The sequence below is a fragment of the Bacillus bingmayongensis genome, assembly GCF_000299035.1.
In the GTDB taxonomy this organism is placed as follows: domain Bacteria; phylum Bacillota; class Bacilli; order Bacillales; family Bacillaceae_G; genus Bacillus_A; species Bacillus_A bingmayongensis.
In genome coordinates this window covers 72,365-96,513 of sequence record NZ_AKCS01000013.1, presented here as the reverse complement: position 1 = coordinate 96,513, position 24,149 = coordinate 72,365, and the positions used below count along the sequence as shown (strand labels likewise).

The following is a 24,149-nucleotide window of genomic DNA, read 5'->3' as shown; positions in this document are numbered from 1 at the left end:
CCTTTATGAATTTCGACTTTTATAAAGTAAATAAATAAAATACGGAGCACCGATTGCTGATGTAAATACACCTGCTGGAACTTCAAGCGGAGCAAAGACTGTACGGCCAATTAAATCGGCAGCAAGTACTAAAATTGCACCAACAATAGCAGCCACTGGAAGTAATGCCCCATATAAAGAACCAACTAATCTTCTTGAAATATGCGGTGCCATTAAACCAACAAAGCCAATTCCACCTGCAAAAGCAACCGCTCCTCCAATTAACGCTGTACTAAGGAGCAATAGGAAAAATCTAGATTTCGTTAAGCGAATACCAAGTCCGGTAGCAATATCATCACCAAGTTCTTGTGCATTTAAATGCCTTGCAGCGACAAACGCAATCACTGTTAAAATTAGAACCCAAGGTGCTAACACTCCTACATTTTGCCAAGAAGATCCGTAAACAGTACCAGTAATCCACACATTTGCTTGGCTCGCTTGATAGATTGGTGCTAACAGCATAAACAATGTTGTCGCAGCCTTCGTTAGTGCCCAAAATCCAACACCAATTAAAACAAGACTAATCGCCGATAATCCATCATTTCTCCATGCAAATAAATATACAAAAATTGCAACGATAGTTGCCCCAATAAAGGCCGCTAGCGGCATATAATGAATGCTTACTGTTAATGCATTATTTTTATCACTAAATAAAGCAAGAAATAGTACAACTGCTACACTTGCACCACCCGTAATCCCAATGATATCAGGAGAAGCAAGCGGGTTTCTAACGAGTCCTTGTAAAATACATCCAGCTACAGCAAGAGCTATTCCTACAAGAATTGCAATTAAAATACGTGGCATACGAAACTTATTTACAACCATATTAGACATTGCATCACCGTTTCCGGTAATTGCTTGCCATACATCATATGGAGACACTTTCATCTCCCCCATACCTGCACTTGCAAAAAATAATCCGATTAAAACAATTAATAAACCTAACAAGACGAGACAAGCTCGTTTATACATTAAAAACGAGAGGCCGTCTTTTCCTATACGAAACGGAATATACTTCTTCATTTGCTAAGCCCTCTCTTACGTGCAATATAAATAAAGAATGGTGCACCAATAAATGCTGTCATAACCCCTACTGGAACTTCTTGTGGCATAATGACATATCTTGCAGCAATATCTGCAAGTAATAACAAAATGGCACCTAACAACCCACTATATGGAACTCTCCAACGATGATCTACACCGACAAGAGCTCTTGCAAAATGAGGAGTAATAATTCCAATAAAACCAATTGGACCTGCAACAGCAACTGAGCCGCCAGACAGTAAAACAATAATGAGTAGTACCAATGATTTCATCCAAACAGTTCGTTGCCCCAACCCTTTCGCAACATCTTCTCCCATCATTAATGTATTTACTTTTCCTGCCATCATAAGAGATGCTATCCACCCTATTAATAAATAAGGGAATACAGATTGCAATATTTCTAACTTTCTACCTTGTACAGAACCAGCAAGCCAAAATAATACTTCTTCTAACGCTTTCTCATTTAATACAAGTAATCCTTGCGTTAAAGAAGAAAATAAGGCACTTATCGCTACCCCTGCTAATGTTAACTTAAGTGGAGTTGTCCCTTCTTTTCCTAAAGAACTAGATGCAAATACGAGTGCCGCAGCAACTGCTGTACCTAAAAAAGCAATCCACGTAAACGCTGATAAAGATGTTATCGAAAAAACAACAATTGCTACAACAATGAAAAAGGCAGCACCTGAGTTTAATCCGATAAAATCCGGAGCAGCAAGTGGATTCTTAGTTAAAGTTTGCATTAAGCAACCAGCGATGGCTAAACTTGCACCGACACTAGCGGCAATAAGCGCACGCGGTAACCGTACGTTTTGAATAATAATATGTTCATTCGAACCATTAAAATGAAAAAAAGCATCAAGTGCTAATTTCCCACTTGTATTTGTATATCCCAAAATAATACTTCCCCAAATACAAGTAATAACTGCAATGATTCCAACAAATAATCCAACGCATTTTGCTCGATTTGTTTTTAATAACATGCAGCGTTTCTCCTTCAATGTATAATGATACATTGTTAGTGTATTGCAACTTAATTTACATTGTCAATGATAACAATTATTATTGTCAATTATTACTATTGACAATATAGTTGCAAGGTCGTAATATCAATTCGATAATGAAAATTATTCTCAATTTTTAAGGGGGATACATAATGAATTTCATCAAACAAAAATCATTTGTATTATTTGTATTCGTGTTATCATTTTCACTTCTATTAGGGGCATGTGGGAAATCTGATAACAAAGCGGAGCCTAAAAAAGAAGAAAAGAAAGAAATGATTTCTGTAGAACATGCAATGGGTAAAACGGAAGTTCCTGCTAATCCAAAGCGTGTTGTTATTTTAACAAATGAAGGAACAGAAGCTTTACTTACCCTTGGTGTAACACCAGTCGGTGCTGCTGAATCACCTACCGGTAACCCATGGTATCCACATACGAAGGATAAACTGAAAGATGTAAAAACTGTCGGTACTGAGCTTCAACCCAATGTAGAAGCAATTGCTTCTTTAAAACCTGACTTAATCATTGGTAACAAACTGCGTCACGAAAAAATATACGAGCAATTAAATGGCATTGCTCCTACTGTTTTCTCAGAAACATTACGCGGTGAATGGAAAGATAACTTTAAACTTTATGCAAAAGCAGTAAATAAAGAAAAAGAAGGTCAAAAGGTATTAGCTGATTACGACAAACGTATCAAAGACTTAAAAGGCAAACTTGGAGATAAAGTAAATCAAGAAATTTCTATGGTGCGCTTTATGCCTGGCGATGTTCGTATTTATCACGGAGATACATTCTCTGGTGTTATTTTAAAAGAACTTGGTTTCAAACGTCCTGGTGATCAAAACAAAAATGACTTTGCAGAACGCAACGTGTCTAAAGAACGCATTCCTGCAATGGATGGCGATATCATCTTCTACTTCACTTACAATCAAGGAAATGAGAAAAAAGGTTCTGAATTAGAGAAAGAATATATCAATGATCCTCTATTCAAAAACTTAAATGCTTCCAAGAATGGTAAAGTATACAAAGTTGACGATGTAATTTGGAATACAGCTGGCGGTGTAATGGCTGCAAACTTAATGCTAGATGACATTGAAAAACGCTTTGCAAAATAATATTTTTCTAAAACAGCTCCCCTTTTGGGAGCTGTTTTATTTCGTTTTCACGGAAGTGTCACATTATTTCGTTTTGTATTTTTATTCCCAATATGTTATATTATAAAAGTAAATAAAATATATTTTCTTTATATCAGAATAGTTATTTTAATCTAAATTTTCTGATTTATCATTATTTTATCTTCTTTTGAAATTCAAATACTACATTTGAAAACGCTTATTATCTAATTTTCAGGGAAAAATACAGTAACGGTTAAGATTCAATAGATTATTTAAGAAATTTTCTTTCTATTTCCATATAATTCTATTGACTTCTAAATATTTTGTAAATTAAAATGATTACATAAATATCCGTTATACAGGATTAGGGGGAAGCAATATGGATGCAGCTTTAAAATTAGACAAAGCTGGAGAGCAACAATCACCAAAAAAACATCCACCTGGATTATACTTGTTGTTCTTAACAGAAATGTGGGAAAGATTTAGTTATTACGGAATGCGTGGTCTTTTAGTTCTTTATTTAACAACAACTGTTGTAAGCGGAGGCCTTGGATTCGATAAAGCTTTTGCAGTGCAATTATACGGAATTTTCACAGCTTTAGTATATTTCACACCGATTATTGGTGGATGGTTAACTGACCACTTTATTACAAGACGTCATGCAATTACCCTTGGTGGTATTATTATGGCACTTGGTAACTTTGTACTCTTTTCAATGAATACAAAAACTGGTCTCTTTTTAGGATTAGGATTATTAGTTATTGGTAATGGATTCTTCAAACCAAATATTTCAACATTGCTAGGTGAACTATATGGCGAAAATGATTCACGCCGTGACAGTGCCTTCACAATCTTTTATATGGGTATCAACGTAGGGGCTTTCTTTGCACCACTTATTTGTGGTTTCCTAGCAGAAGATTTCTTTAAAACAAGCGTTGATGGCGTTATGGTTATGGGTTATAAATACGGGTTCCTTGCAGCTTGTATCGGTATGATTATTGGACAAATTTTCTTTAACCTATTAGCTCCTCGTTACCTTGGTAAAGCAGGAACAACAATTGTAGGTAAAAAATCAAAAGATAAAAATGCACCAGTAATTGAGAAAAAACCTTTAACAAAACAAGAAAAGAACCGTACTTGGGCAATCGTTATTTTAACTTGCTTCGTTGTTTTCTTCTGGGCAGGTTTTGAACAAGCTGGTAGCTCTTTAACACTATATACAAACACATTTGTTGATCGTACAATCTTCGGATGGGAAGTTCCAACATCTTGGTTCCAATCTGTTAACCCGGCATTTATCGTACTATTAGCTCCATTTGTATCTCTGTTATGGATGAAACTTTCTAAGTCAAAACGTGGAGATTTAAAAGTTCCGACAAAAATGGCGCTTGGTATGATTTTACTAGGTATAGGTTACCTTGTTTTAACTTTAGCTGTTCTGAAAACTGGAAGCGACGAAGCCAATATTGCTACTAAAGCAAACTTATTATTCATCGTCTTCACATATATGTTCCATACAATTGGTGAATTATTCTTATCACCAATCGGTCTATCAATGGTAAGTGCGATAGCTCCTGTAAAATTAGCATCTCTATTAATGGGAGTATGGTTAGCAGGTTCTGGTATGGCAAACTACCTTGCTGGTGCATTAGCTGCTTTCACACAATCTTTAGGATATTTAGAAGTGTTTGCAAGCATCGGTATTATTGTAATTGTACTTGGCTTAGTACTTCTTATGTTCTCTAAAAAAATTGCACGTATGATGGAATAAGAAAATCAATAAAAAGAGACTCTGCTATAAGAGTCTCTTTTTATTTTATAATTCCACTGATTTTAGCGCTTCTTTTTCTAACAATGGCAAATACGTATCAGTACGGCGATCTCTTAAAAATTGAAGAAGGTTACGAACATTTTCAATTTCCTTCGTATCAATTGTTTGAATTAACACTCCCTCTTCTTCTTCTAAAGAACAGATAATTTCTCCCATTGGATTACTAATAAAGCTACCTCCATAAAATGTCATATCCTTTTCTTGTCCTACACGGTTTACAGCGGCCACAAACACACCATTATGAATACCATGAGCTGAAATAGCTTTTGTCCAAGCTTGCTTTGTAGCAAGCTCTGGATAATCGGGCTCTGAACCGATCGCTGAAGGATAAAATAATATTTCTGCACCTTTTAATGTCAAAATTCTCGCTACTTCAGGAAACCACTCATCCCAACATATACCAACTCCTATCCTCCCATATGTCGTATCATATACTGGATAGCCAGTATTCCCTGGTGTGAAATAATATTTTTCATGATAATTTGGACCATCCGGAATATGATTTTTACGTGTTGTTCCCAAATACTTACCATCAGCATCAAAAACTGCTGCACTGTTAAAATAAATCCCCTTTGCTGCCCATTCATAAAAAGGAACGATTAAGACTACACACAATTCTTTCGCTAATTGTTGCATCATTTGTAATGCACCATGCTTAAAAGAAATAGCTAATTCATAATTATAAACAGAGACATTTTGAGCAAAGTACTCGGCATGATAAAGCTCTTGTAAACAAATAATCTTAGCACCCTTATTCGCTGCTTCTCTTACTTTTTCAATCGTTTTTTCTATATTTATTTTGATATTCTCACTACATGCTAATTGAACTAACCCTATTGTAATCGTGCTCATTCTCTTTTCCCTCCTGCTATTAATTTTTGACACTTTGCTTTTCAGCTTGGAATACAACATTCCCATCTACCATTGTGAAAGTAACTGCCGCTTCTTTAATTTCTGTCACAGGTACATCAAACAAGTTACGATCCAATACGACTATATCAGCTAACTTTCCTACTTCTATTGTTCCTAGTTCATCTTCACGAAATGAAGCATATGCAGGAGCATATGTATATGCCCGTAAAGAAACTCTTTCCTGTAAATTCCACTCTACGCCTTCATCATCTAACCTTGTTACTGCCCTATAAATTTCCGGTAACGGATTTAATGTAACTACAGGATAATCACTTCCAAATGCAAGCGTTGCACCTGAATCCATTAACGTTTTAATTAAATAATTGTGCTCCATTCTTTCTGATCCAATTAACTTCTTATATACTTCTCTACTAGTAAGATTAATATGTTCAGGCTGAATAGACGCCAGTACACCTAACTTTTGAAACCTCTCAATATCGCTTGGGTGAATCATTTCAACATGCTCAATTGCATGCCTTGCATCCCTTTTACCATTTTGTATTTGTGCCTCTTCAAAAGCGTCTAGCGCTAAACGTACTGCCCCATCCCCAATCGCATGAAACCTTACACGAAACCCTTCTTTATCCGCGTCGACTGTCCATTTTTTTATTATTTCTGGAGGATAAGTTGTATAACCATTTGTCGTGTGAGTACAGTATGGTTCTAGTAAGTACGCTGTATAGCTTGTTGTAACACCATCTATAAATTGTTTAAACCCACAAAATTGAACCATATTAGAGCGATACCTTTCACTTAAACGTTTTGCTAATTTTAAATCTCCATTCAGAGGAGCCACAAAATGGACCCTTGTTGTTAACTTACCTTCCTTCTCGAATTCATCATATAGCTCCGCTTCTTCTACACCCATTTCAGGTATTCTCAATAAATCATGTACAGAGGTTACACCATATTTTGCAGCTTCCATTAAAAAACTCTGAAGCAATACTCTATTCCGCTCAGGATTAAACTGTAATACATTTGTCGCTAATCCTACTGCATTTTCCTTTAAGATTCCTGTTGGCTCGCCATTCTGATCTTTCACAATTTCTCCATAGGGTGGATTTTTCGTTCCTCTATGAATCCCCGCCATTTCTAAGGCCTTACTGTTTAGCCACGCACAATGAAATTCAGCATGATATAAAAACACCGGCCTGTCTGCAATGAATTCGTCTAATATATTTCGATGGGGTTCTTCCTGAGCTTCCCACAAATTCTGCTCCCAACTACTTCCAACCACACAAGGTGCATTTCTATTTGTATCAGCGTGTTTCTTTACAAGCCTTGCAACTTCTTTAGCTGAGCGTGCATGAATAAGTTGTACCCCCTCATTCACTAAGCTCCCTAGCATAAGGTGAATATGAAAGTCATGAAATCCAGGCATAATAAGCTGATTTCCAAAATCATATATCATTGTGTGAGAATCAACATAATCTTGAATTTTATCTTTTTGAACAAGAGCAATAATTTTATTATTTTTAACCACAACAGAAGCTGAGATAAAGGTTTCTTTCGTTCCTGTAAACACAGCATTACTACTTAAAATAACATCTGCTTTTTTCGTCATCATTCTCCTCCTAAATCGATAATTCTTGTCCATCTTCTTTCTGTGATTCATCAAAATTCATTTGTGGTGGTTGAACACGGAATAATTTCGTAATATAGAGTAAGTAAACAATCCCAACAAGAGCCCATATTCCTCCTAGTACCATAGACATCTTATCCAAATCGCTCCATAACTTGATCGTTATACTCGCACCAATTAACGGAATCACAAAATATAAAATTGTAGATTTTAAAGATCTCTGACGTCCTTTAACAAAGTAATGAGCAATAACTGAGATGTTTACAAATGTAAAGGCAATTAGTGCACCAAAATTAATGAAAGAAGTGATTGTAACAAGATCAGTAAATAGTGCAGCTAGAGCAAAAATACTCACTAAAATAATATTTTTGATAGGTGTTTGAAAGCGTGGATGTATATAGGAAAAGAATGTTTTTGGCAATACCGAATCCCTTCCCATTGCATATAAAATACGTGAAACACTAGCATGAGAAGTCAAAGCTGAAGTAAAAGAAGTTACTATCATTCCTGCAAGAAATATAGCATTAAATAAATTTCCGCCTATCATTCTAGCAATTTCAGCAGCTGCTGTATCTAGACTTTTAAAAGATGAATAATCCGGATGAATTAAGTGTGCCAAATAAGAAACAAGAATATAACAACTACCAGAACAAGCAATTACAAAGAATATTGCTTTTGGGATAGTTTTTGTTGGATTGATCGTTTCTTCCGCGAAGGTTGTTAATGCATCAAAGCCTAAGAAAGATAAACAAAGAACTGCTGCGCCAGAAAATGCAGCTAAAATTGATGAGTCAGAATTTATGAATGGTTTTAATGAAAGTATAGTTCCTTCTCCATTCCCATTGAGGAGGGAGGTTACACATAAGATGCAGAACAAAAGCAATACGAAATACTGGAATCCTAAAAAAATCATATTCATTGTAATCGTTAATTTTGTCCCTACAATATTGATTACAGTAACAATTACAATCATGGCAACAATCCATATACTAGAAGGAATAGACGGGAAATATTCGGATAAATAAAGTGCTATTATGAGGAAGTTAATCATGGGAATAAACAAATAATCCATTAAAATTATCCAACCAACCATAAAACCCAGCCCTGGGCTCAAAGATTTTTGCGTATACGTGTAAGCAGATCCAGAAATCGGATAGGCCTTTGTCATTTGTCCGTAACTATATGCCGTAAACAACATGGCACATAGCGCAAGTATATACGCCGTTGGTATTACACCTTTTGATAAAGATTCTACAACTCCAAACGTAGTAAATACGGTTAATGGCGCCATGTAAGCTAAACCTAGTAATACTAACTGAAAAAAATTCAACGAACGCTTTAGCTTCATTTCATTCTTCACTTTTCAACCTCCTTCTTATTGTTACTTACTCTATGCAAATCATGTTCCAATTTGTCGTTACATAGAAAAAACTGTTTTTTTCAAGCTTTTCGATGAAAAAACCAAAAGTTGGTATCCACAAAAATATACCAATATGCATAAACTATGAATTATTGCATATTTCCTTCTATTTCTATAAATAAAAAGCGAAAGTTAGCTCCTGAAAGCTAACTTTCGCTTTTTATTGCTCTTCTAACGCTGTAACTTCTACTTGCACTGTTTCATGTGGTGTTTTCACATCATGTACATTTGCGATTCCACTTCCCTCATCACAACTTTCAATCCATACTGGCACACCATGATAAGTTACCTCGATTCTACTCGAAGATGACAAAATTTGTTTCACACGCTTTACATCCATTCAGTATCTCTCCTTCTACTTATTACACTCCTTTTTATCTTTTCATATCTTTATGGAATATATTCCATAAAAAAAGACGTATATTTCTATACGTCTTTTTCCATAATATTCAAATTTTACGAAAATAATGTCTTTACAACTTCACTTACCTTCTCATTATGCACTTGATAATATACTTCTAAGCCACGTCTTTCAAAACGAACAACTTTATTCTGCTTTAATTTCGTTAAATGCTGTGAAACAGTAGATTGCGGAATTTCTAATACTTCTTGCAATTGCGTTACGTTACAAGTTCCGCGTCCCATAAGCTCCATTACAAGGCGAAGGCGGAGTGGGTGAGCTAACGCTCGTAGCATTTGTACATCCTCTTCTGAAATACGACAATCAAATTGATTTTGATTCATAAAGTTCCCCTCATTTTTTCGTTTTTATTTTCTTTTTTATTTATTTATATATTTGTTTTTATATTTCCTGTTACGACACAACTTTATCAACCTAAAATAAAAAAATTATTTCCTCCTTTTATCAACATACAATTAAGGGCAAAAATCCCTGTTGATTTTGAATATTATACTACACGGCTTAGTGAAAAAGCAAAACATACAGATGGGAATACTTTGCTTCTAAATGCTGTTTTCTCAACCTTTTTGTTATATTTTTTTACTTACACTACTTCTTGTAATGATATTGTAAAATACTGTTCTGAAATGATATGCAAATGTAATCTTTTTAAGTTATTTGACCATTGAACTACCCCCACCTACCTCTATATGAGCTTGAGATGGGGGATTATACTGTTTCCGCCCTAACAAAAACACTTCCTCTCGTTCAACAAAGAGGATACAACGATATAGAAATTCGGTAGTGTCCTTAGGCAAGACGACCTCTTTCTATCTCCCGAGGAAAGCAGAAAAGGTACAGCTACTTTCTTCCTATATCGAGGCGAAGAACACCATGCCATGCATCCAGTTCCTAGACCTGTTATCTGCTCTGGTGACAAGCGTAAGAGACTGGGACAAGGGAATCTTTTTTCATTATGCAAACAGTTTTTCCAGTTTTTTCTTTTCGCTCTCAAATAAGTCTAATCGCTCGATTTGTAATGCCTCTTTCGGCTGATTTACATGATATAACTGATAGAAATGATACGTACGAATATCCAATCGATTGTTTAATTGATGCCAATGGCTCCAGTGATGTGCATCTTTCTTTGGAATATAAGACTGAAGCACCTGAGGCACTTTCTCTTTGTATCCTAATCCACGACGACCAATTGTAAAGGCCGCTGATTGATGGATTGAAACCCCAAGTTTCCGCATATATTTCATCTTCCCTGAGATAGAAGTGTAAGCTGGATTGACTTGAAAGACAGCCACGCCCCTTTTATCCGCACGACCCAGACTCGCATTTGTCATCTTCTGATAAACGAACAGACTCTTCATTCGATTCACTCGCTTATTTCCGTACCGATCACCTGCCTTCGATTGTGCGGTATCTAACTTCTCGATTACAATCGGCTTGTTATACCGCTCTGCTAAATTAACTAAGCGAATCACTTCCGCTTCGATTATCTTTGTGATTTGTCCAGCAGATTTACCTATAACTGAAAAACGGAAGGAACCACTCCCTTTATAATTTCCATCCAAAGTGTAATTCATTTTAAACATGTAGGGCCTATGACATATGAAAATATGAAGGAATACATGGATAACTTATAAAAACCCGTATACTTTGCAGCATACGGGTTTTTATTTTTTGTCTAGTTTATGAACAAAATGTAGCGGATTTTTTACAGTTAGCACTATTATAGAATAATTATACTTTTCTACGTTGACAATAGTGTTGAACAGGAATATACTTAGCAATGTAAGTTGATTGTGAATTGTTTCACAAATTAATGTGAATATCTTCACATATTATAGATAGGAGTTGTCATTATTATGAGTACTTGGACACAAATTTATGATCCGTTAAACAACATTTGGTTATCAGCACTTGTTGCCGCTCTTCCAATTTTATTCTTCGTTCTTTGTTTAACAGTATTTAAAGTTAAAGGATATTTATCAGGGCTTTATAGCGTAATTTTAGCAATCATTCTTTCCATATTTGTTTACAAGATGCCTGCAACTATGGCAGTATCATCCGCTGCATTTGGAGTAGCAGCCGGGTTTTATCCAATTTGTACAATCGTTATTGCAGCAATTTTTCTTTATAAATTAACAGTAAAAACTGAACAATTTAATGTTATTCGTGATAGTATTTCTAGTATTACAAGCGACCGTCGTCTTCAAGTCTTGTTAATCGCTTATTCTTTCGGTGCTTTCTTAGAAGGTGCAGCTGGTTTTGGCGTACCGGTTGCAATTACAGCAGCATTACTTGTAGGTATGGGCTTTAATCCATTAAAAGCAGCAGGTATTTGCTTAGTTGCAAATATTGCTGGTGGAGCAATGGGAGCAATGGGTATTCCAGTTACAGTACCTGCTCAATTAACACAGATGGATGCATTAATTGTTGGGCGGCAAACTGTAACGTTATTACCTTTCATTAGCTTTGCATTACCATTCTTACTTGTTGCAATGGTAGACGGTTTTAAAGGGATTAAAGAAACTTGGCAAGGTATCCTTGTAAGTGGTGGTTCATTTGCCATTACACAATTTGTTGTAACATATTTCCTTGGTGCTGAATTGACTGATATTTTCGCAGCTGTTGTCAGCATGGTAGCATTAGCTTTATTCTTACGTGTATGGCAACCAAAATCTTCAGCTCAAGCTACAGATCAACAAGTGGAAAAGCATGGTTACACAATGAAACAAATTCTATATGCTTGGTCACCATTTGCTTTTCTAACTGCATTTGTAACAATTTTCAATTTAAAAGTGATCAAAGGCTTATTTGCTCCAGACGGTGCATTAGGAAGCTTAGTGTGGAACATCCAAATTCCTGGTTTACACAATCAAGTAATTAAAACAACACCTATTGTAAATGCGGACACACCATTTGCAGCGCTCTTCAAGCTAGATGTATTTTCATCTACAACTACTGCGATTGTGCTAGCAATTATCGTATCTTTACTTGTATATCGTGCAAAAGGGCAATTAGTTAAAGAACTAACTATTGAAACATTAAAAGAATTGAAAGCGCCAATTTATACAATTTGTAGTGTAATTGCATTAGCATATGTAACAAACTATTCTGGTATGTCTTCTACTCTTGGACTAGCTTTATCATCTACTGGTGATGCTTTCCCAATCTTATCTCCAATCCTAGGTTGGATCGGCGTATTCTTAACTGGTTCAGTAGTATCAAGTGGTTCTTTATTCGCACCGCTTCAAGCAGTAACTGCAGCTCAATTAGATATCGTTCCATCTACACTGGTTGCATTAAACGTAGTCGGTGGTACAATGGCAAAAATGGTTTCACCACAATCAGTAGCAGTTGCTTGTGCAGCCGTTGGACTAGTTGGTAAAGAATCTGCTCTATTTAAAACAGCAATGAAATATAGCTTAATTTTCTTAGCAATAATTAGCCTACTTCAATTAACTTCTATATTTAATATCTTTTAAAAGCTGAAAACGATCCCTTCTGCAAGGAATCGTTTTCAGCTTTTTTCTCTTTTTCAATGAAAGTTTTCCTTTTATTCATTACGAATAAAAGGAAAACAATCCTGATATACATGTATCAGGATTGTTTATTTTTTAATAACGATGCTCCAGCTATTTCAGGATGCGTCATTTCATATGGATCCAAAATAATATCGAGCTCTTCTTCTGTTAACACACCATGCTCTAAGCAAAGCTCACGAACAGATTTGCCTGTCGCAATTGCTTCACGAGCAATTCGAGATGCTGTCTCATATCCAATATGAGGATTCACTGCCGTAATAATCCCAACGCTTTTCTCAACATATTGTTTTAACAACGCTTCATTTGCAGTAATATCCTTAATACAATACTCACGAAATACACGGAATGCATTATTCATAATACTAATGGATTGAATTAAATTAAATACTAACACCGGCTCCATTACATTTAGTTCTAATTGTCCTGCTTCTGATGCTAAACATATAGTATGGTCATTTCCAATAACTTGGAAGGCAACTTGGTTAATCACTTCTGCCATAACTGGATTTACTTTTCCTGGCATAATAGATGATCCTGGTTGACGAGCTGGTAATTGAATTTCAGCTAATCCGACACGTGGACCAGATGCCATAATACGCAAGTCATTTGCAATTTTAGACATATTCATCATACATACTTTTAGTGCTGCTGATACTTCTGTATACGCATCTGTATTTTGCGTTGCATCCACTAAATGTTCCGCGCCAACCAGTGGAAATCCACTAATACTGCGTAAATACTTCACAACCTGCTCGATATAAGTCGGATTTGCATTTAATCCTGTTCCAACAGCTGTTGCACCCATATTCACTTCATACAAATGTTGACGAGACTGCCTAATGCGTTTTATATCGCGCCCAAGCACACGGCTGTACGCTTCAAATTCTTGACCAAGTCGAATTGGAACTGCATCCTGCAAATGCGTACGCCCCATTTTTATCACATGATCAAATTCTTTTGCTTTATCAATAAATGCACCATGAAGTGCATCCATTGTAATAAGAAGTTTTTCTAACATCATAAGCACCGCAATATGAATTCCTGTCGGAAACGCATCATTTGTTGATTGCGCCATGTTCACATGTGTATTTGGACTAATCGTTGCATAGCTTCCTTTTTCATAACCCATTCTCTCAAGGGCACGGTTTGCAATAACCTCATTTGTATTCATATTAATAGACGTTCCTGCCCCGCCTTGAATTGGATCAACAATAAACTGCTCATGAAACTTTCCATCAATAATTTCCTGAGCCGATTTTACAATTTCTTCCCCAATACTTGCTTGCAAATAACCTGTCTCCATATTGGCAAGTGCTGCAGCTTTTTTGACCATTGCCATTGCTGTAATTAATGACGTATGAATACGATATCCTGTAATCGGAAAATTTTCTACAGCTCGTAATGTTTGAACACCGTAGTAAGCTGTATTTGGTACTGCCTTTTCCCCTAGAAAATCTTTTTCAATACGTATATCTTTGGTTGCTATCATTTTTTCATCACCTGTACTTTTCATTCTAATCGATGACCTAAAAACATTTTCTATGAAAATATGATTTTTGTCAGATATATATTCCCATATCTTCCTTCACTATAGCACCTTTTTTGAAAGCGCAAATAATACTGTTTTTCTGCAAAATTAATTCCTCAATCATACTTCTACATTGAAAATTAAATCAGTGGGAATTCCCCCTTCCCACTGATTTATAAAGATCAAGCAATTGCTGTATCTTCCGCCTCAAATTTCTTTATTTCTACTCGCTTAATTTGATGCATATCTTTTTCAAGAACTTTAAAAATCCAGCCATTTGTCTCAATGACATCGCCTTCAGTAATTGTCTGTTTTTGCATCATGATCCAGCCACCAATTGTATCTACATCGTCAGCAAATAGATGCACACCAAGCAAATCATTTACTTCACTAATGAGTACTTTTCCATCTACAATTTTATATGTTTCGCTTACATGTTCGATAGGCGGATGTTCATCTTCATCATATTCATCCCGGATTTCACCAACAATTTCCTCCAAAATATCTTCAAGTGTCACAATCCCTGCTGTTCCTCCATATTCATCATATAAAACAGCAAGAGGAATTCGTCTTTTTTGCATTTGCAGTAACAAATCATGAATTGGAATATTTTCTAATACTTCAATGACAGGTCTTGTATATGGTTTGATAGAGCATTCTTCATTTCGTCCACCATCCATATAGCGAATAAATAAGTCTTTTACATTAACCATCCCAATAATCTCATCTTTATCCTCTCCAAATACAGGATACCTTGTATACTTTTCTTGTCCAATCACTTTAATATGTGTCTCGAACGGTTCATCTTCATATAAACCGACTATTTCAGTACGCGGGACCATAATTTCTTTTGCTAACCGATTATCAAATTCAAAAATATTATTTACATATTTAAATTCCGCCTGATTAATTTCTCCACTTTCATAACTCTCCGATAAAATAAGTCTTAATTCCTCTTCTGAATGTGCAACTTCATGCTCAGAAGCGGGGTGTAATCCAAATATACCAGTCACGAGGCGAGCCGATCCATTTAGAGCCCAAATAAATGGATACATAATACGGTAAAAATAAATGAGCGGCCGAGATAGTAACAAACTTACTTGCTCCGCTTTTTGAATGGCAAGTGTTTTTGGTGCCAATTCCCCAATTACAACATGCAAAAATGTAATAACGGCAAATGCAATAATAAAAGAGACCGTACTTGCAACCGCTGGTGAAAGTGCTAGCCTTAAAAATAACGGCTCTAATACATGTTTTATAGTTGGCTCACCTAGCCAACCTAGTCCTAGAGCTGTAATTGTAATTCCAAGCTGACATGCTGATAAGTATTCGTCTAAATTTGAAATTACTTTCCTAGCTGCCAATGCCTCTCTTTTTCCTTCCCCTACAAGCTGATCAATACGACTGCTACGCACTTTTATAATTGCAAATTCAACTGCCACAAAAAAACCTGTTAACGCAATAAGAAGAGCCACCATCATTAATTTAACAAATTCCAAAGAACACCTTTAGCTTTTCTTAGCTAAAGTTACACCTCCTTTTCAAAAGAAGTTTTTTCCAAAATACAAAAACTGATTTAGAAAAAGACTAATGGAAGTTTCACTTTGTTCTTATTCTCTTCATTTGTCAAAAAGCAAACCTATATAAAATTCCCCAATTTTTAACCTTCATATAACTCTAACGGTAAACAATCGGGATCTTGGAAAAATACAAACTGTTTTCCCGTTATTTCATCAACACGTATTGATTCTGTCTCTACTCCGCATTGATTTAGATGCCTAACTGCCTCCTGTATATCTGTAACTGCAAATGCTAAATGTCTAAGGCCAGCTGCTTCAGGGAAACTTGGCCGATCTGGAGGATTTGGAAACGAAAATAACTCAATTTGATACTGTCCTCCTACACATAAATCTAATTTATAGGAATCCCTCTCTTCTCTGTACACTTCATTTAATACTTTAAAACCTAAAATTCTTGTATAAAAATCTCTGGATATTTTATAATCAGAACAAATAATTGCAATATGATGAATTCTAAATATATACATTCCCTACTTCATTCCTCTCTTTACTAAACGTGCATATTCTTCTTTGAAATGAAAAACCTATGTAATAGAATATCTCTTTTAGGGGGCTAATTATGCGATTTGTTACTTTTTTTCTCGGTCTTGTTTTTGTTTTCTTTCTTGCCTACATTGCAAGTAATAATAAAAAGCATATTAAATTCAAACCCATTCTCATCATGCTTATTATACAGATAATTTTAACCTATTTACTATTAAATACCGCAATTGGTCTTGTGCTTGTAACTATGATTTCAAATTTATTTACAAAATTATTGGATTATGCTGCGTCTGGGGTAAATTTCGTATTTGGTGGTATTGCCAATAAAGGGGAAATGCCATTCTTCTTAAATGTACTCTTGCCAATTGTCTTCATTTCTGTCTTAATTGGTATTTTACAACATTTCAAGATATTACCATTTTGTATTCGTTGGATTGGGTTTTTCCTCAGTAAAATCAATGGACTTGGAAAACTGGAATCTTATAATGCTGTTGCTTCTGCCATTGTAGGCCAATCAGAAGTATTCATTACCGTAAAAAAACAGCTTGCGCAAATTCCAAAACATCGTCTCTATACACTATGCGCCTCCGCCATGTCGACCGTATCGATGTCAATCGTCGGTGCTTATATGACAATGATTGAGCCAAAATATGTAGTAACCGCTCTTGTCTTAAATTTATTCAGTGGTTTTATTATTGTACTTATTATTAATCCATATGAAGTGAAAGAAGAAGAAGACATTTTAGAAATTAAAGGCGAAAAACAGACCTTTTTTGAGATGCTTGGAGAATACATTCTAGATGGATTTCGCGTTGCTATTGTGGTCGGTGCCATGTTAATTGGATTTGTTGCCTTAATTAGCTGTATTAATGATTTATTCCATCTTATTTTTGGAATTACATTTCAACAGTTACTTGGTTATGTTTTCTCTCCTATCGCTTTCCTTATCGGTGTGCCAAGTAAAGAAATTGTCACAGCAGGAAGCATTATGGCTACAAAGCTTGTAACGAATGAATTCGTTGCCATGATGGATCTCAGCAAACTTGCAAATACCCTCTCTCCTCGTACAGTGGGCATTATTTCCGTTTTTCTTGTATCCTTTGCTAACTTCTCTTCTATCGGAATTATTTCCGGTGCCGTTAAAGGGTTAAATGAAGAACAAGGTAATGTCGTTGCTCGCTTCGGTTTAAAACTGTTATACGGTGCAACACTCGTCAGCATTTTATCTGCAATTATTGTAAGCATTATGCTATAAAGAGGTAAAATTTAATCCTTTTCTTATTCAATCTTTTTGTATACAATACGAATAGATGTCTCATAAATAATCGAGACATCTATTTTTTATACATGTACAACAATATCTATTTAGCGTACAATATCTTTTATGTGTCTCATTTACACATTATAAAAGAATATACAAATTGAATGATCTAAAGGAGAACTAAATAATGAACTCAGATTTAGAAAACACTGATAGAACCTCCAAGAGGCGATTTAAGAAAAGACGCCTACTATGGTTTGTTCTCATTCCGCTACTCATTGTAACGATTGGTGGTGGAAGCTATTCTTTCCACATATACAGTAAAGCAAAATCAATTATAAATAATGCCTATTCTAAACTAGATAGAGGCGATAAATCTGATAAACGAGAAAAAGCCGTTAAGCCAATGACCGATAATGTTTCTGTCCTTATTATGGGGGTTGATGAAAGTGATCTTCGCGAAAAATCTTATGGTAAAGCAACGCGTACAGATGCATTGTTGCTTGCTACAATCAATAAAAATGATAAATCAGTAAAGCTTGTTAGCATACCACGTGACTCACGTGTGTATATTAAATCACGCGATAAACAAGATAAAATCACGCACGCTCACGTATTTGGAGGCGTAGATAGTACAATTGATACAGTTGAGAACTTTTTAAATGTTCCTGTTGACTACTATGTGAAATTTAACTTTAAATCCTTTATAAAAATTGTCGATTCTCTTGGTGGCATTACTGTAGACGTTCCTGTTGAATTTACAGAGCAAAATAGTAAAGATGAAGCAGGCGCAATCCATCTTAAAAAGGGGCGTCAGCATCTAAATGGTGAAGAAGCACTTGCTTTAGCAAGGACTCGTCATATCGATAGCGATTATATGCGCGGTCAGCGTCAACAGCTTGTTTTAGAAGCAATTGCTCAAAAAGCACTATCTATAAATTCCATTAATAAAATTGGTGGTTTATTAGATGCTGTTGAGCATGATTTAAAAACAAACTTAACATTTGATGACATGATGACAATTACTAAGAACACAATGGGATCCGACTTAAAGATGGATAAACTCCAAGTAAAAGGTAGCGACAAATATATCGGTGGCATCTACTACTACATTCCTGATGAAAAGAGTGTACAGGACGTATCCAAAACATTAAAAGAACATCTCGGTGTTACGAATAAAACTGAACATAAAAAATTATAATAAAAAGGCTGCTAGGACTTTTCCAGCAGCCTTTTTATTATAATTTTCAACAAAATACTTCCATTTTCTTACGCAAATAATGACAAAAAGAGACAAATGTTACAGGATTGTAACGTTTTTTATAAAAATATTACACCTGTAAGGGAAATAATAGTATACTAGTACATACATAATACTATTTTTATCATTCATACATAAAAAACGAATACATATAACCTTATATATTAACTTTTTGGGGGGAAGTAAATGAAGCTACGTAAATTACTTATTAGTTCTGCTGTCACTGGTGGAATATTACTATGTGCAGGTGGGATTGTTGGTTATCAATACGTTTCTAAATTAAATAAACAGCTCGATACAAATGTATTGCCACATACTACATTTGAAGGCACTTCTCTTGATGGTAAAAGTAAAAAAGATGTCCAAGAAATTATTCAAAAAAAAATTGATGAATCCAATAAAAAATCTCTTAACTATGCATTCCAGGGTAATACACAAACTTATACGTGGAAAGACCTAGGGATTGAATATAAAGAAAAAGACATTGTCGAAAAAATCTTTAAAGAACAAAAAGGAAACATTATGGATCGCTATAAAATACGCAAACAAGCTGAAAACGGCGAGCTTAAACGTGAATATAAATTAACGCCATACCTGAATACAACAGCTTATGAAGCTTTTATGAAAGAAAAATACAACGAAACTTTAAAGGAACCTGTAAATGCTGAATTAAGTGTTACTGGAACAACAGTAAATATTAGTTCAAGTCAAAATGGCGAAAAAGTTGATAAAGAGAAATTAAAAGAACTAACAACACAAGCAATTACTACTGGTACACAAGACATTCAGCTCCCAATTGCCTCCATAAAGCCAGAACGCTCTACAGAAGATATTCAAAACATGGGAATTACAGAGGTTATCGCTGAATACTCTACTCCTATGACTGGTCGAAACGGCAGTCAATCCTTTAATGTAAACAAATCTGCGAATACTTTAAGTGGCGCAATTGTAGCGCCTGACGAAACATTTAGTTTTAACGGACGTGTTGGTATTACAGATGCAGCCCATGGTTATAAATCCGCTGCTGTTTTTTTACAAGGAAAAGTTGTACAAAGTGCTGGAGGTGGCGTTTGCCAAGTTAGTAGTACTCTATATGGGGCAGCATTACGCGCTGATTTAGGAGTTGTTGCTCGTAGTAACCATTCTATGCCTGTTCACTACTTACCACTTGGTCAAGATGCTGCTGTAGCAGATTATGGACCAGATTTAAAATTCAAAAATAATACCGGCAAGCATATTTATATTCAAGCATTTTCTAATGGCAGTAGCATAACTACACGTATTTTCGGTACACCTACTGGCAAGAACGTAGAAGTTTCATCAAAAGTAATTAGTACTACTGGAAATAAAATTACGGCTGTCACATATAAAAAAGTAACACAAAACGGTCAGGTCATCTCAAATGGCCAAATTTCAAAAAGTGTATACAAAAAGGCGTGATGCTTCACGCCTTTTTGTTTTGCAATAAATGTACAAATGTCTCTATATGTTCTCTCGTCTCTTCTAATGACCATATACGATTTCCTTGTTTGGCTGCTAATAAACAACCATCTTCCCATGCTTCTGTCTGCTTTATATATAATAACTCGCTTTTTAACTTTTCAATTGTTTCCTGTTCCTCTTGCTCTAAAAAATCCGTCATTACATCTACTATTTCTTCTTCATACACACTTAACGTACAGTATGATTTTAGAAAATATTGTAGCGTTGGATACATGCTATTTCTCTCCTTTCCTATTTATCCCGCTATTTGCAGGTAACAATCCCCCTACTGATTAAAGTTTCACTTATCTGATGGATAAGAAGTAATAATCTTAAATCCTAATGATCCTGATTTATCTCTCGCTAAAACTGTAACTGTATTCATCAGCTTATCTTTTACACTCATATCTTTCTTTAATACTGTTTTCCCAACAGGAAATGAATGCTTCGTATTTAACACGAGACGATTTTCTTTGGAATTCTTTAACCACTTCTCAATTTCCTGCTCATGTTGCTTTAAACTATCTTTAACAGCTTTTGTTGCTGTTTCTTTATCGTAGTATGTACTTGCAGCCGATACTTTATCTGTACGTAATCGTTTCTTTAGCTGATCTTCTGTCTTCCCGACATGACGTTCTATCGTATGACCATTTTTCGGTGGTCCTTCCATTTCATCTAAAATATTATCATTAATTTTCTCTATTGATGCTGAATTATTCTCTTTCGGATCCGCTTTTTTCTGTTCTTTTCCTGCACATCCACTTAAAATTAGAACCATTGCAAGTAACATGCTAAGGAAAATACTACTTAATTGTTTCATCATATCACCTCTTTCATGATTATTATCGGAACTTCATTAAAAGTCAATTTTGGATAGAAAAAAGCGTGTAGAATACTAAAATTCTACACGCTTTTTCTTATTTCTTTAGTATAGAAGCCGTAAATCCTTACGACTGAAAGTTATATCCTATACAATATCGTAACCTTGCTCCTCAATGACATCTTTTAATTGTTCTACATTTACTTTCGCTTCATCATATTCAACTGCTACTGTACCCGCTTGTAATTCAACCTCTACATTCTTTACACCCGCTAATTCTTGTAGTGCATTTGTCACCGCCATTTTACAATGATTACAAGTCATTCCTTGTACATTTAATGTTACAGTCATTTCTAATTCCTCCCAAATTATAATTATTTGACGGGAGTACAACTTATCATAAGCTGTACCCCTCATAAAAACCTATCCTCAACTTATATTTTAACACGCTTCAAACGAAGAGCATTTGTTACAACAGACACAGAACTAAATGCCATCGCTGCTCCAGCGACCCACGGCTCTAATAAACCAATTGCTGCGATCGGTATACCAATCGCATTATAGAATAATGCCCAAAATAAATTTTGACGAATGTTTTTCATTGTTTTTTGACTTAAATCAATTGCTTGTGGAATATGACCTAAATCCCCACCAACTAGGGTAACATCTGCTGCTTCAATTGCTACATCTGCACCTGTTCCAATCGCCATCCCTATATCCGCTTTCGCTAATGCTGGAGCATCATTAATACCATCACCAACCATTGCTACTCGCTTCCCTTTTTGCTTTAATTGTTCTACAATATTTGCTTTTTTCTCCGGCAATACTTCTGCATATACACGGCTGATGCCAACCTGTTTTGCAATTGCTTCAGCAGTTCGTTTATTGTCTCCTGTTACCATATAAACATCAATTCCAGCAGATTGCATCGTATGGATGGCTTCTTTTGAACTTTCTTTTATCGTATCTGCAACAGAAATCATTCCTGCAAATTGATTTGAAATTGCTACCAGCATAACAGTCTTTCCATCAGCTTCTTGCTTAGTCATCACTTCTTCATACTCAGCTATATTAACACCATGTTCACTCATTAATTTTCGTGTTCCAATAATAACTGACTTACCTTCTATCATGGCCTCAATCCCATGTCCAGGTACTGCACGAAAGTCTTCTACAGGTAATAATGTAATTTCTTTTTGTTTTCCATATTCTACAATAGCGGATGCTAATGGGTGTTCCGAAACATTTTCTGCAGAAGCAGCAAGTGTTAACATATCATCTTGCAAGTTCATTACATCTGTCACTTCTGGTTTTCCTTTTGTAACAGTGCCTGTTTTATCTAATAAAACAGCGTTAATTTTATGCGTTGCTTCTAAATACTCTCCGCCTTTAAAAAGAATTCCTTTCTCTGCCCCTTTTCCAGTTCCAACCATAATAGAAGTTGGCGTTGCAAGACCAAGTGCACAAGGACAAGCGATTACTAATACCGCTATAGCAACTTCAAGAGATTGCGGTAAATTTTGCGGAGTAATTGCAAAATACCAAACGAAAAACGCGATTGCAGCAACTGCTACAACAATCGGAACAAATATTCCAGAAATTGTATCTGCCATACGCTGAATTGGCGCTTTTGATCCTTGAGCTTCTTCTACAATTTTAATAATACTAGCGAGCGCTGTATCTTTTCCAATTTTTTCAGCACGCATTGTTAATGTACCATTTTTATTAATCGTTGCTCCGATTAAAGCATCTCCAGATTGCTTTTCAACTGGGATAGATTCACCTGTAATCATCGCCTCATCAACTGACGAAGTACCCGATAAAACAATACCATCTACAGGTATCTTTCCACCTGGTTTTACAACAATGGTATCACCAATAGCAACACTTTCGATTGGAATTAACATTTCACGTCCATCGCGAATGACTAATGCCTCTTTTGCTTGTAGACTCAGTAATTTTGAAATCGCTTCCGTTGTTCTTCCTTTCGCAACCGCTTCAAAATATTTCCCAACAAGAATTAGTGTGATGAGCACTGCACTCGTTTCAAAATAAAGCTGCGGTGAATATGATGGATTTTGTAGTGTTTTCAAACCTTCATATAAGCTATAAAAATACGCTGCTGATGTACCAAGTACAACAAGCACATCCATATTTGCGCTCTTGTTTCGTAATGAACGATATGCCCCAACATAAAACTGAGAACCTATATAGAATTGCACCGGTGTTGCAAATAATAATTGTACCCATGGATTCATTAAAAAGTGCGGCATCGGTATTCCTGTCTCAAAAGGCATATGCGCTACCATTGTATAAAGAAGTGGCAATGATAACAACATAGAAAGGAACAGCTGTCTTCGTTTTCCTTTTAATTGTTCTTCTTTTTTATTAGGACCAGATTCTTCTTGCAGTTTACCTTTATAGCCTAATTTCGTTATTTTTTCTAAAATGGCTTCTATTGTAATAAGCCCATCTTTATATACGATTGTCGCAGTATTCATCGCCAGATTAACATTAATACTTTCTATTCCTTCTATTTTACCTATTACTTTTTCAATCCGATTTGAACATGCAGCGCATGTCATTCCTTCAATATCTAAATTTATTTTTTTTGTTCGAACTTCATATCCTAATTTCTCAATACGATTTGTGATCGTCTCTATAGTTTGTTCATCTTCATCATATTGAACAGTCGCTTGTTCCATCGCTAAATTCACATTTGCTTCCACACCATCTAGTTTATTTAACACCTTTTCTATCCGCGCAGAACAAGCTGAACATGTCATTCCATCAATACCAACTGTTATTTGTTTTGTTTTACTCATAC

20 protein-coding genes and 1 pseudogene are annotated in these 24,149 nt (G+C 35.5%); 6 read left to right on the top strand and 15 right to left on the bottom strand.

Annotated features, from left to right (window positions below; all coding sequences use genetic code 11):
* Positions 1-3: 3 nt before the first annotated feature.
* Together Y7E_RS0103515 and Y7E_RS0103510 are read right to left on the bottom strand one after the other, a co-directional pair.
* On the bottom strand, positions 4-1,062 hold the full coding sequence (locus Y7E_RS0103515) for a FecCD family ABC transporter permease (protein WP_017149932.1): 1,059 nt from the start codon (positions 1,060-1,062) through the stop codon (positions 4-6).
* Complete coding sequence (locus Y7E_RS0103510; protein WP_017149931.1) at positions 1,059-2,063, bottom strand: FecCD family ABC transporter permease; 1,005 nt, start codon at positions 2,061-2,063, stop codon at positions 1,059-1,061. The genes Y7E_RS0103515 and Y7E_RS0103510 overlap by 4 nt, the downstream gene beginning before the upstream one ends.
* A 173-nt stretch (positions 2,064-2,236) precedes the next feature.
* Between Y7E_RS0103510 and Y7E_RS0103505 the strand changes: the two genes are divergently transcribed.
* Both Y7E_RS0103505 and Y7E_RS0103500 read left to right on the top strand, forming a co-directional pair.
* The gene (locus tag Y7E_RS0103505) at positions 2,237-3,202 is read left to right on the top strand and encodes an ABC transporter substrate-binding protein (RefSeq protein ID WP_017149930.1); all 966 of its coding nucleotides are present in this window, start codon (positions 2,237-2,239) and stop codon (positions 3,200-3,202) included.
* Between the two features lie 379 nt (positions 3,203-3,581).
* Positions 3,582-4,973 carry a peptide MFS transporter gene (locus tag Y7E_RS0103500; protein WP_017149929.1) on the top strand — a complete coding sequence of 464 codons (1,392 nt, stop codon included), beginning with the start codon at positions 3,582-3,584 and terminating at the stop codon, positions 4,971-4,973.
* A gap of 45 nt (positions 4,974-5,018) precedes the next feature.
* Here Y7E_RS0103500 and Y7E_RS0103495 read toward each other — a convergent pair whose 3' ends face one another.
* The 6 genes and pseudogenes from Y7E_RS0103495 to Y7E_RS0103470 all read right to left on the bottom strand — a co-directional run.
* Positions 5,019-5,885, bottom strand: coding sequence for a carbon-nitrogen hydrolase (locus Y7E_RS0103495; protein WP_017149928.1), 867 nt, complete (start codon positions 5,883-5,885; stop codon positions 5,019-5,021).
* Between the two features lie 19 nt (positions 5,886-5,904).
* Positions 5,905-7,509: an amidohydrolase gene (locus tag Y7E_RS0103490; RefSeq protein WP_017149927.1), complete on the bottom strand. Its 1,605-nt coding sequence runs from the start codon at positions 7,507-7,509 to the stop codon at positions 5,905-5,907.
* A 10-nt stretch (positions 7,510-7,519) separates the two neighbouring features.
* Complete coding sequence (locus Y7E_RS0103485; RefSeq protein WP_017149926.1) at positions 7,520-8,887, bottom strand: APC family permease; 1,368 nt, start codon at positions 8,885-8,887, stop codon at positions 7,520-7,522.
* Positions 8,888-9,107: 220 nt separating this feature from the next.
* The gene (locus Y7E_RS0103480; RefSeq protein WP_017149925.1) at positions 9,108-9,287 is read right to left on the bottom strand and encodes an acid-soluble spore protein H; all 180 of its coding nucleotides are present in this window, start codon (positions 9,285-9,287) and stop codon (positions 9,108-9,110) included.
* Between the two features lie 116 nt (positions 9,288-9,403).
* Positions 9,404-9,691, bottom strand: coding sequence for an ArsR/SmtB family transcription factor (locus Y7E_RS0103475; RefSeq protein WP_003195107.1), 288 nt, complete (start codon positions 9,689-9,691; stop codon positions 9,404-9,406).
* Between the two features lie 630 nt (positions 9,692-10,321).
* Positions 10,322-10,939, bottom strand: a pseudogene (locus tag Y7E_RS0103470) (IS200/IS605 family accessory protein TnpB-related protein); the annotation flags it as partial.
* A 285-nt stretch (positions 10,940-11,224) separates the two neighbouring features.
* Between Y7E_RS0103470 and Y7E_RS0103465 the strand changes: the two are divergent.
* Positions 11,225-12,847: a lactate permease LctP family transporter gene (locus Y7E_RS0103465; protein WP_017149922.1), complete on the top strand. Its 1,623-nt coding sequence runs from the start codon at positions 11,225-11,227 to the stop codon at positions 12,845-12,847.
* 115 nt (positions 12,848-12,962) lie between these two features.
* Here the strand turns inward: Y7E_RS0103465 and aspA are convergent, their stop codons facing one another.
* The 3 genes from aspA to gloA2 all read right to left on the bottom strand — a co-directional run bounded on the left by aspA (position 12,963) and on the right by gloA2 (position 16,482).
* On the bottom strand, positions 12,963-14,396 hold the full coding sequence (aspA, locus tag Y7E_RS0103455) for an aspartate ammonia-lyase (protein ID WP_017149921.1): 1,434 nt from the start codon (positions 14,394-14,396) through the stop codon (positions 12,963-12,965).
* Between the two features lie 221 nt (positions 14,397-14,617).
* Positions 14,618-15,913 carry a hemolysin family protein gene (locus tag Y7E_RS0103445; RefSeq protein WP_374192029.1) on the bottom strand — a complete coding sequence of 432 codons (1,296 nt, stop codon included), beginning with the start codon at positions 15,911-15,913 and terminating at the stop codon, positions 14,618-14,620.
* A 182-nt stretch (positions 15,914-16,095) separates the two neighbouring features.
* Positions 16,096-16,482 carry an SMU1112c/YaeR family gloxylase I-like metalloprotein gene (gene gloA2 / locus Y7E_RS0103440; protein ID WP_017149918.1) on the bottom strand — a complete coding sequence of 129 codons (387 nt, stop codon included), beginning with the start codon at positions 16,480-16,482 and terminating at the stop codon, positions 16,096-16,098.
* A 92-nt stretch (positions 16,483-16,574) separates the two neighbouring features.
* Between gloA2 and Y7E_RS0103435 the strand changes: the two genes are divergently transcribed.
* The 3 genes from Y7E_RS0103435 to Y7E_RS0103425 all read left to right on the top strand — a co-directional run bounded on the left by Y7E_RS0103435 (position 16,575) and on the right by Y7E_RS0103425 (position 20,460).
* Positions 16,575-17,753, top strand: a complete 1,179-nt coding sequence (locus Y7E_RS0103435; RefSeq protein WP_017149917.1) for a NupC/NupG family nucleoside CNT transporter — start codon at positions 16,575-16,577, stop codon at positions 17,751-17,753.
* A 193-nt stretch (positions 17,754-17,946) separates the two neighbouring features.
* Complete coding sequence (locus Y7E_RS0103430) at positions 17,947-18,960, top strand: LCP family glycopolymer transferase (RefSeq protein ID WP_017149916.1); 1,014 nt, start codon at positions 17,947-17,949, stop codon at positions 18,958-18,960.
* Between the two features lie 246 nt (positions 18,961-19,206).
* Positions 19,207-20,460, top strand: coding sequence for a VanW family protein (locus Y7E_RS0103425; protein ID WP_017149915.1), 1,254 nt, complete (start codon positions 19,207-19,209; stop codon positions 20,458-20,460).
* A 4-nt stretch (positions 20,461-20,464) separates the two neighbouring features.
* On the opposite strand, the gene Y7E_RS0103420 is transcribed toward Y7E_RS0103425, so the two are convergent.
* From Y7E_RS0103420 to Y7E_RS0103405, 4 genes are all read right to left on the bottom strand, one after another.
* Positions 20,465-20,737, bottom strand: coding sequence for a hypothetical protein (locus tag Y7E_RS0103420; protein ID WP_017149914.1), 273 nt, complete (start codon positions 20,735-20,737; stop codon positions 20,465-20,467).
* A gap of 66 nt (positions 20,738-20,803) precedes the next feature.
* Positions 20,804-21,322 (bottom strand): RNase A-like domain-containing lipoprotein, encoded by a 519-nt coding sequence (locus tag Y7E_RS0103415; RefSeq protein WP_017149913.1) that lies wholly within the window; start codon positions 21,320-21,322, stop codon positions 20,804-20,806.
* Between the two features lie 147 nt (positions 21,323-21,469).
* Entirely contained in the window at positions 21,470-21,673 is a 204-nt protein-coding gene (gene copZ / locus Y7E_RS0103410; protein ID WP_017149912.1) for a copper chaperone CopZ, read from the bottom strand.
* A gap of 83 nt (positions 21,674-21,756) precedes the next feature.
* Positions 21,757-24,147 carry a heavy metal translocating P-type ATPase gene (locus Y7E_RS0103405; RefSeq protein WP_017149911.1) on the bottom strand — a complete coding sequence of 797 codons (2,391 nt, stop codon included), beginning with the start codon at positions 24,145-24,147 and terminating at the stop codon, positions 21,757-21,759.
* Positions 24,148-24,149: the final 2 nt, after the last annotated feature.

Bases quoted from the DNA above. Each gene is read 5' to 3' on its own strand.
- Y7E_RS0103515 (WP_017149932.1), bottom strand. From the start codon at position 1,062: ATGAAGAAGTATATTCCGTTTCGTATAGGAAAAGACGGCCTCTCGTTT.
- Y7E_RS0103510 (WP_017149931.1), bottom strand. From the start codon at position 2,063: ATGTTATTAAAAACAAATCGAGCAAAATGCGTTGGATTATTTGTTGGA.
- Y7E_RS0103505 (WP_017149930.1), top strand. From the start codon at position 2,237: ATGAATTTCATCAAACAAAAATCATTTGTATTATTTGTATTCGTGTTA.
- Y7E_RS0103500 (WP_017149929.1), top strand. From the start codon at position 3,582: ATGGATGCAGCTTTAAAATTAGACAAAGCTGGAGAGCAACAATCACCA.
- Y7E_RS0103495 (WP_017149928.1), bottom strand. From the start codon at position 5,885: ATGAGCACGATTACAATAGGGTTAGTTCAATTAGCATGTAGTGAGAAT.
- Y7E_RS0103490 (WP_017149927.1), bottom strand. From the start codon at position 7,509: ATGACGAAAAAAGCAGATGTTATTTTAAGTAGTAATGCTGTGTTTACA.
- Y7E_RS0103480 (WP_017149925.1), bottom strand. From the start codon at position 9,287: ATGGATGTAAAGCGTGTGAAACAAATTTTGTCATCTTCGAGTAGAATC.
- Y7E_RS0103475 (WP_003195107.1), bottom strand. From the start codon at position 9,691: ATGAATCAAAATCAATTTGATTGTCGTATTTCAGAAGAGGATGTACAA.
- Y7E_RS0103465 (WP_017149922.1), top strand. From the start codon at position 11,225: ATGAGTACTTGGACACAAATTTATGATCCGTTAAACAACATTTGGTTA.
- aspA (WP_017149921.1), bottom strand. From the start codon at position 14,396: ATGATAGCAACCAAAGATATACGTATTGAAAAAGATTTTCTAGGGGAA.
- Y7E_RS0103445 (WP_374192029.1), bottom strand. From the start codon at position 15,913: ATGGTGGCTCTTCTTATTGCGTTAACAGGTTTTTTTGTGGCAGTTGAA.
- gloA2 (WP_017149918.1), bottom strand. From the start codon at position 16,482: ATGTATATATTTAGAATTCATCATATTGCAATTATTTGTTCTGATTAT.
- Y7E_RS0103435 (WP_017149917.1), top strand. From the start codon at position 16,575: ATGCGATTTGTTACTTTTTTTCTCGGTCTTGTTTTTGTTTTCTTTCTT.
- Y7E_RS0103430 (WP_017149916.1), top strand. From the start codon at position 17,947: ATGAACTCAGATTTAGAAAACACTGATAGAACCTCCAAGAGGCGATTT.
- Y7E_RS0103425 (WP_017149915.1), top strand. From the start codon at position 19,207: ATGAAGCTACGTAAATTACTTATTAGTTCTGCTGTCACTGGTGGAATA.
- Y7E_RS0103420 (WP_017149914.1), bottom strand. From the start codon at position 20,737: ATGTATCCAACGCTACAATATTTTCTAAAATCATACTGTACGTTAAGT.
- Y7E_RS0103415 (WP_017149913.1), bottom strand. From the start codon at position 21,322: ATGAAACAATTAAGTAGTATTTTCCTTAGCATGTTACTTGCAATGGTT.
- copZ (WP_017149912.1), bottom strand. From the start codon at position 21,673: ATGACTGTAACATTAAATGTACAAGGAATGACTTGTAATCATTGTAAA.
- Y7E_RS0103405 (WP_017149911.1), bottom strand. From the start codon at position 24,147: ATGAGTAAAACAAAACAAATAACAGTTGGTATTGATGGAATGACATGT.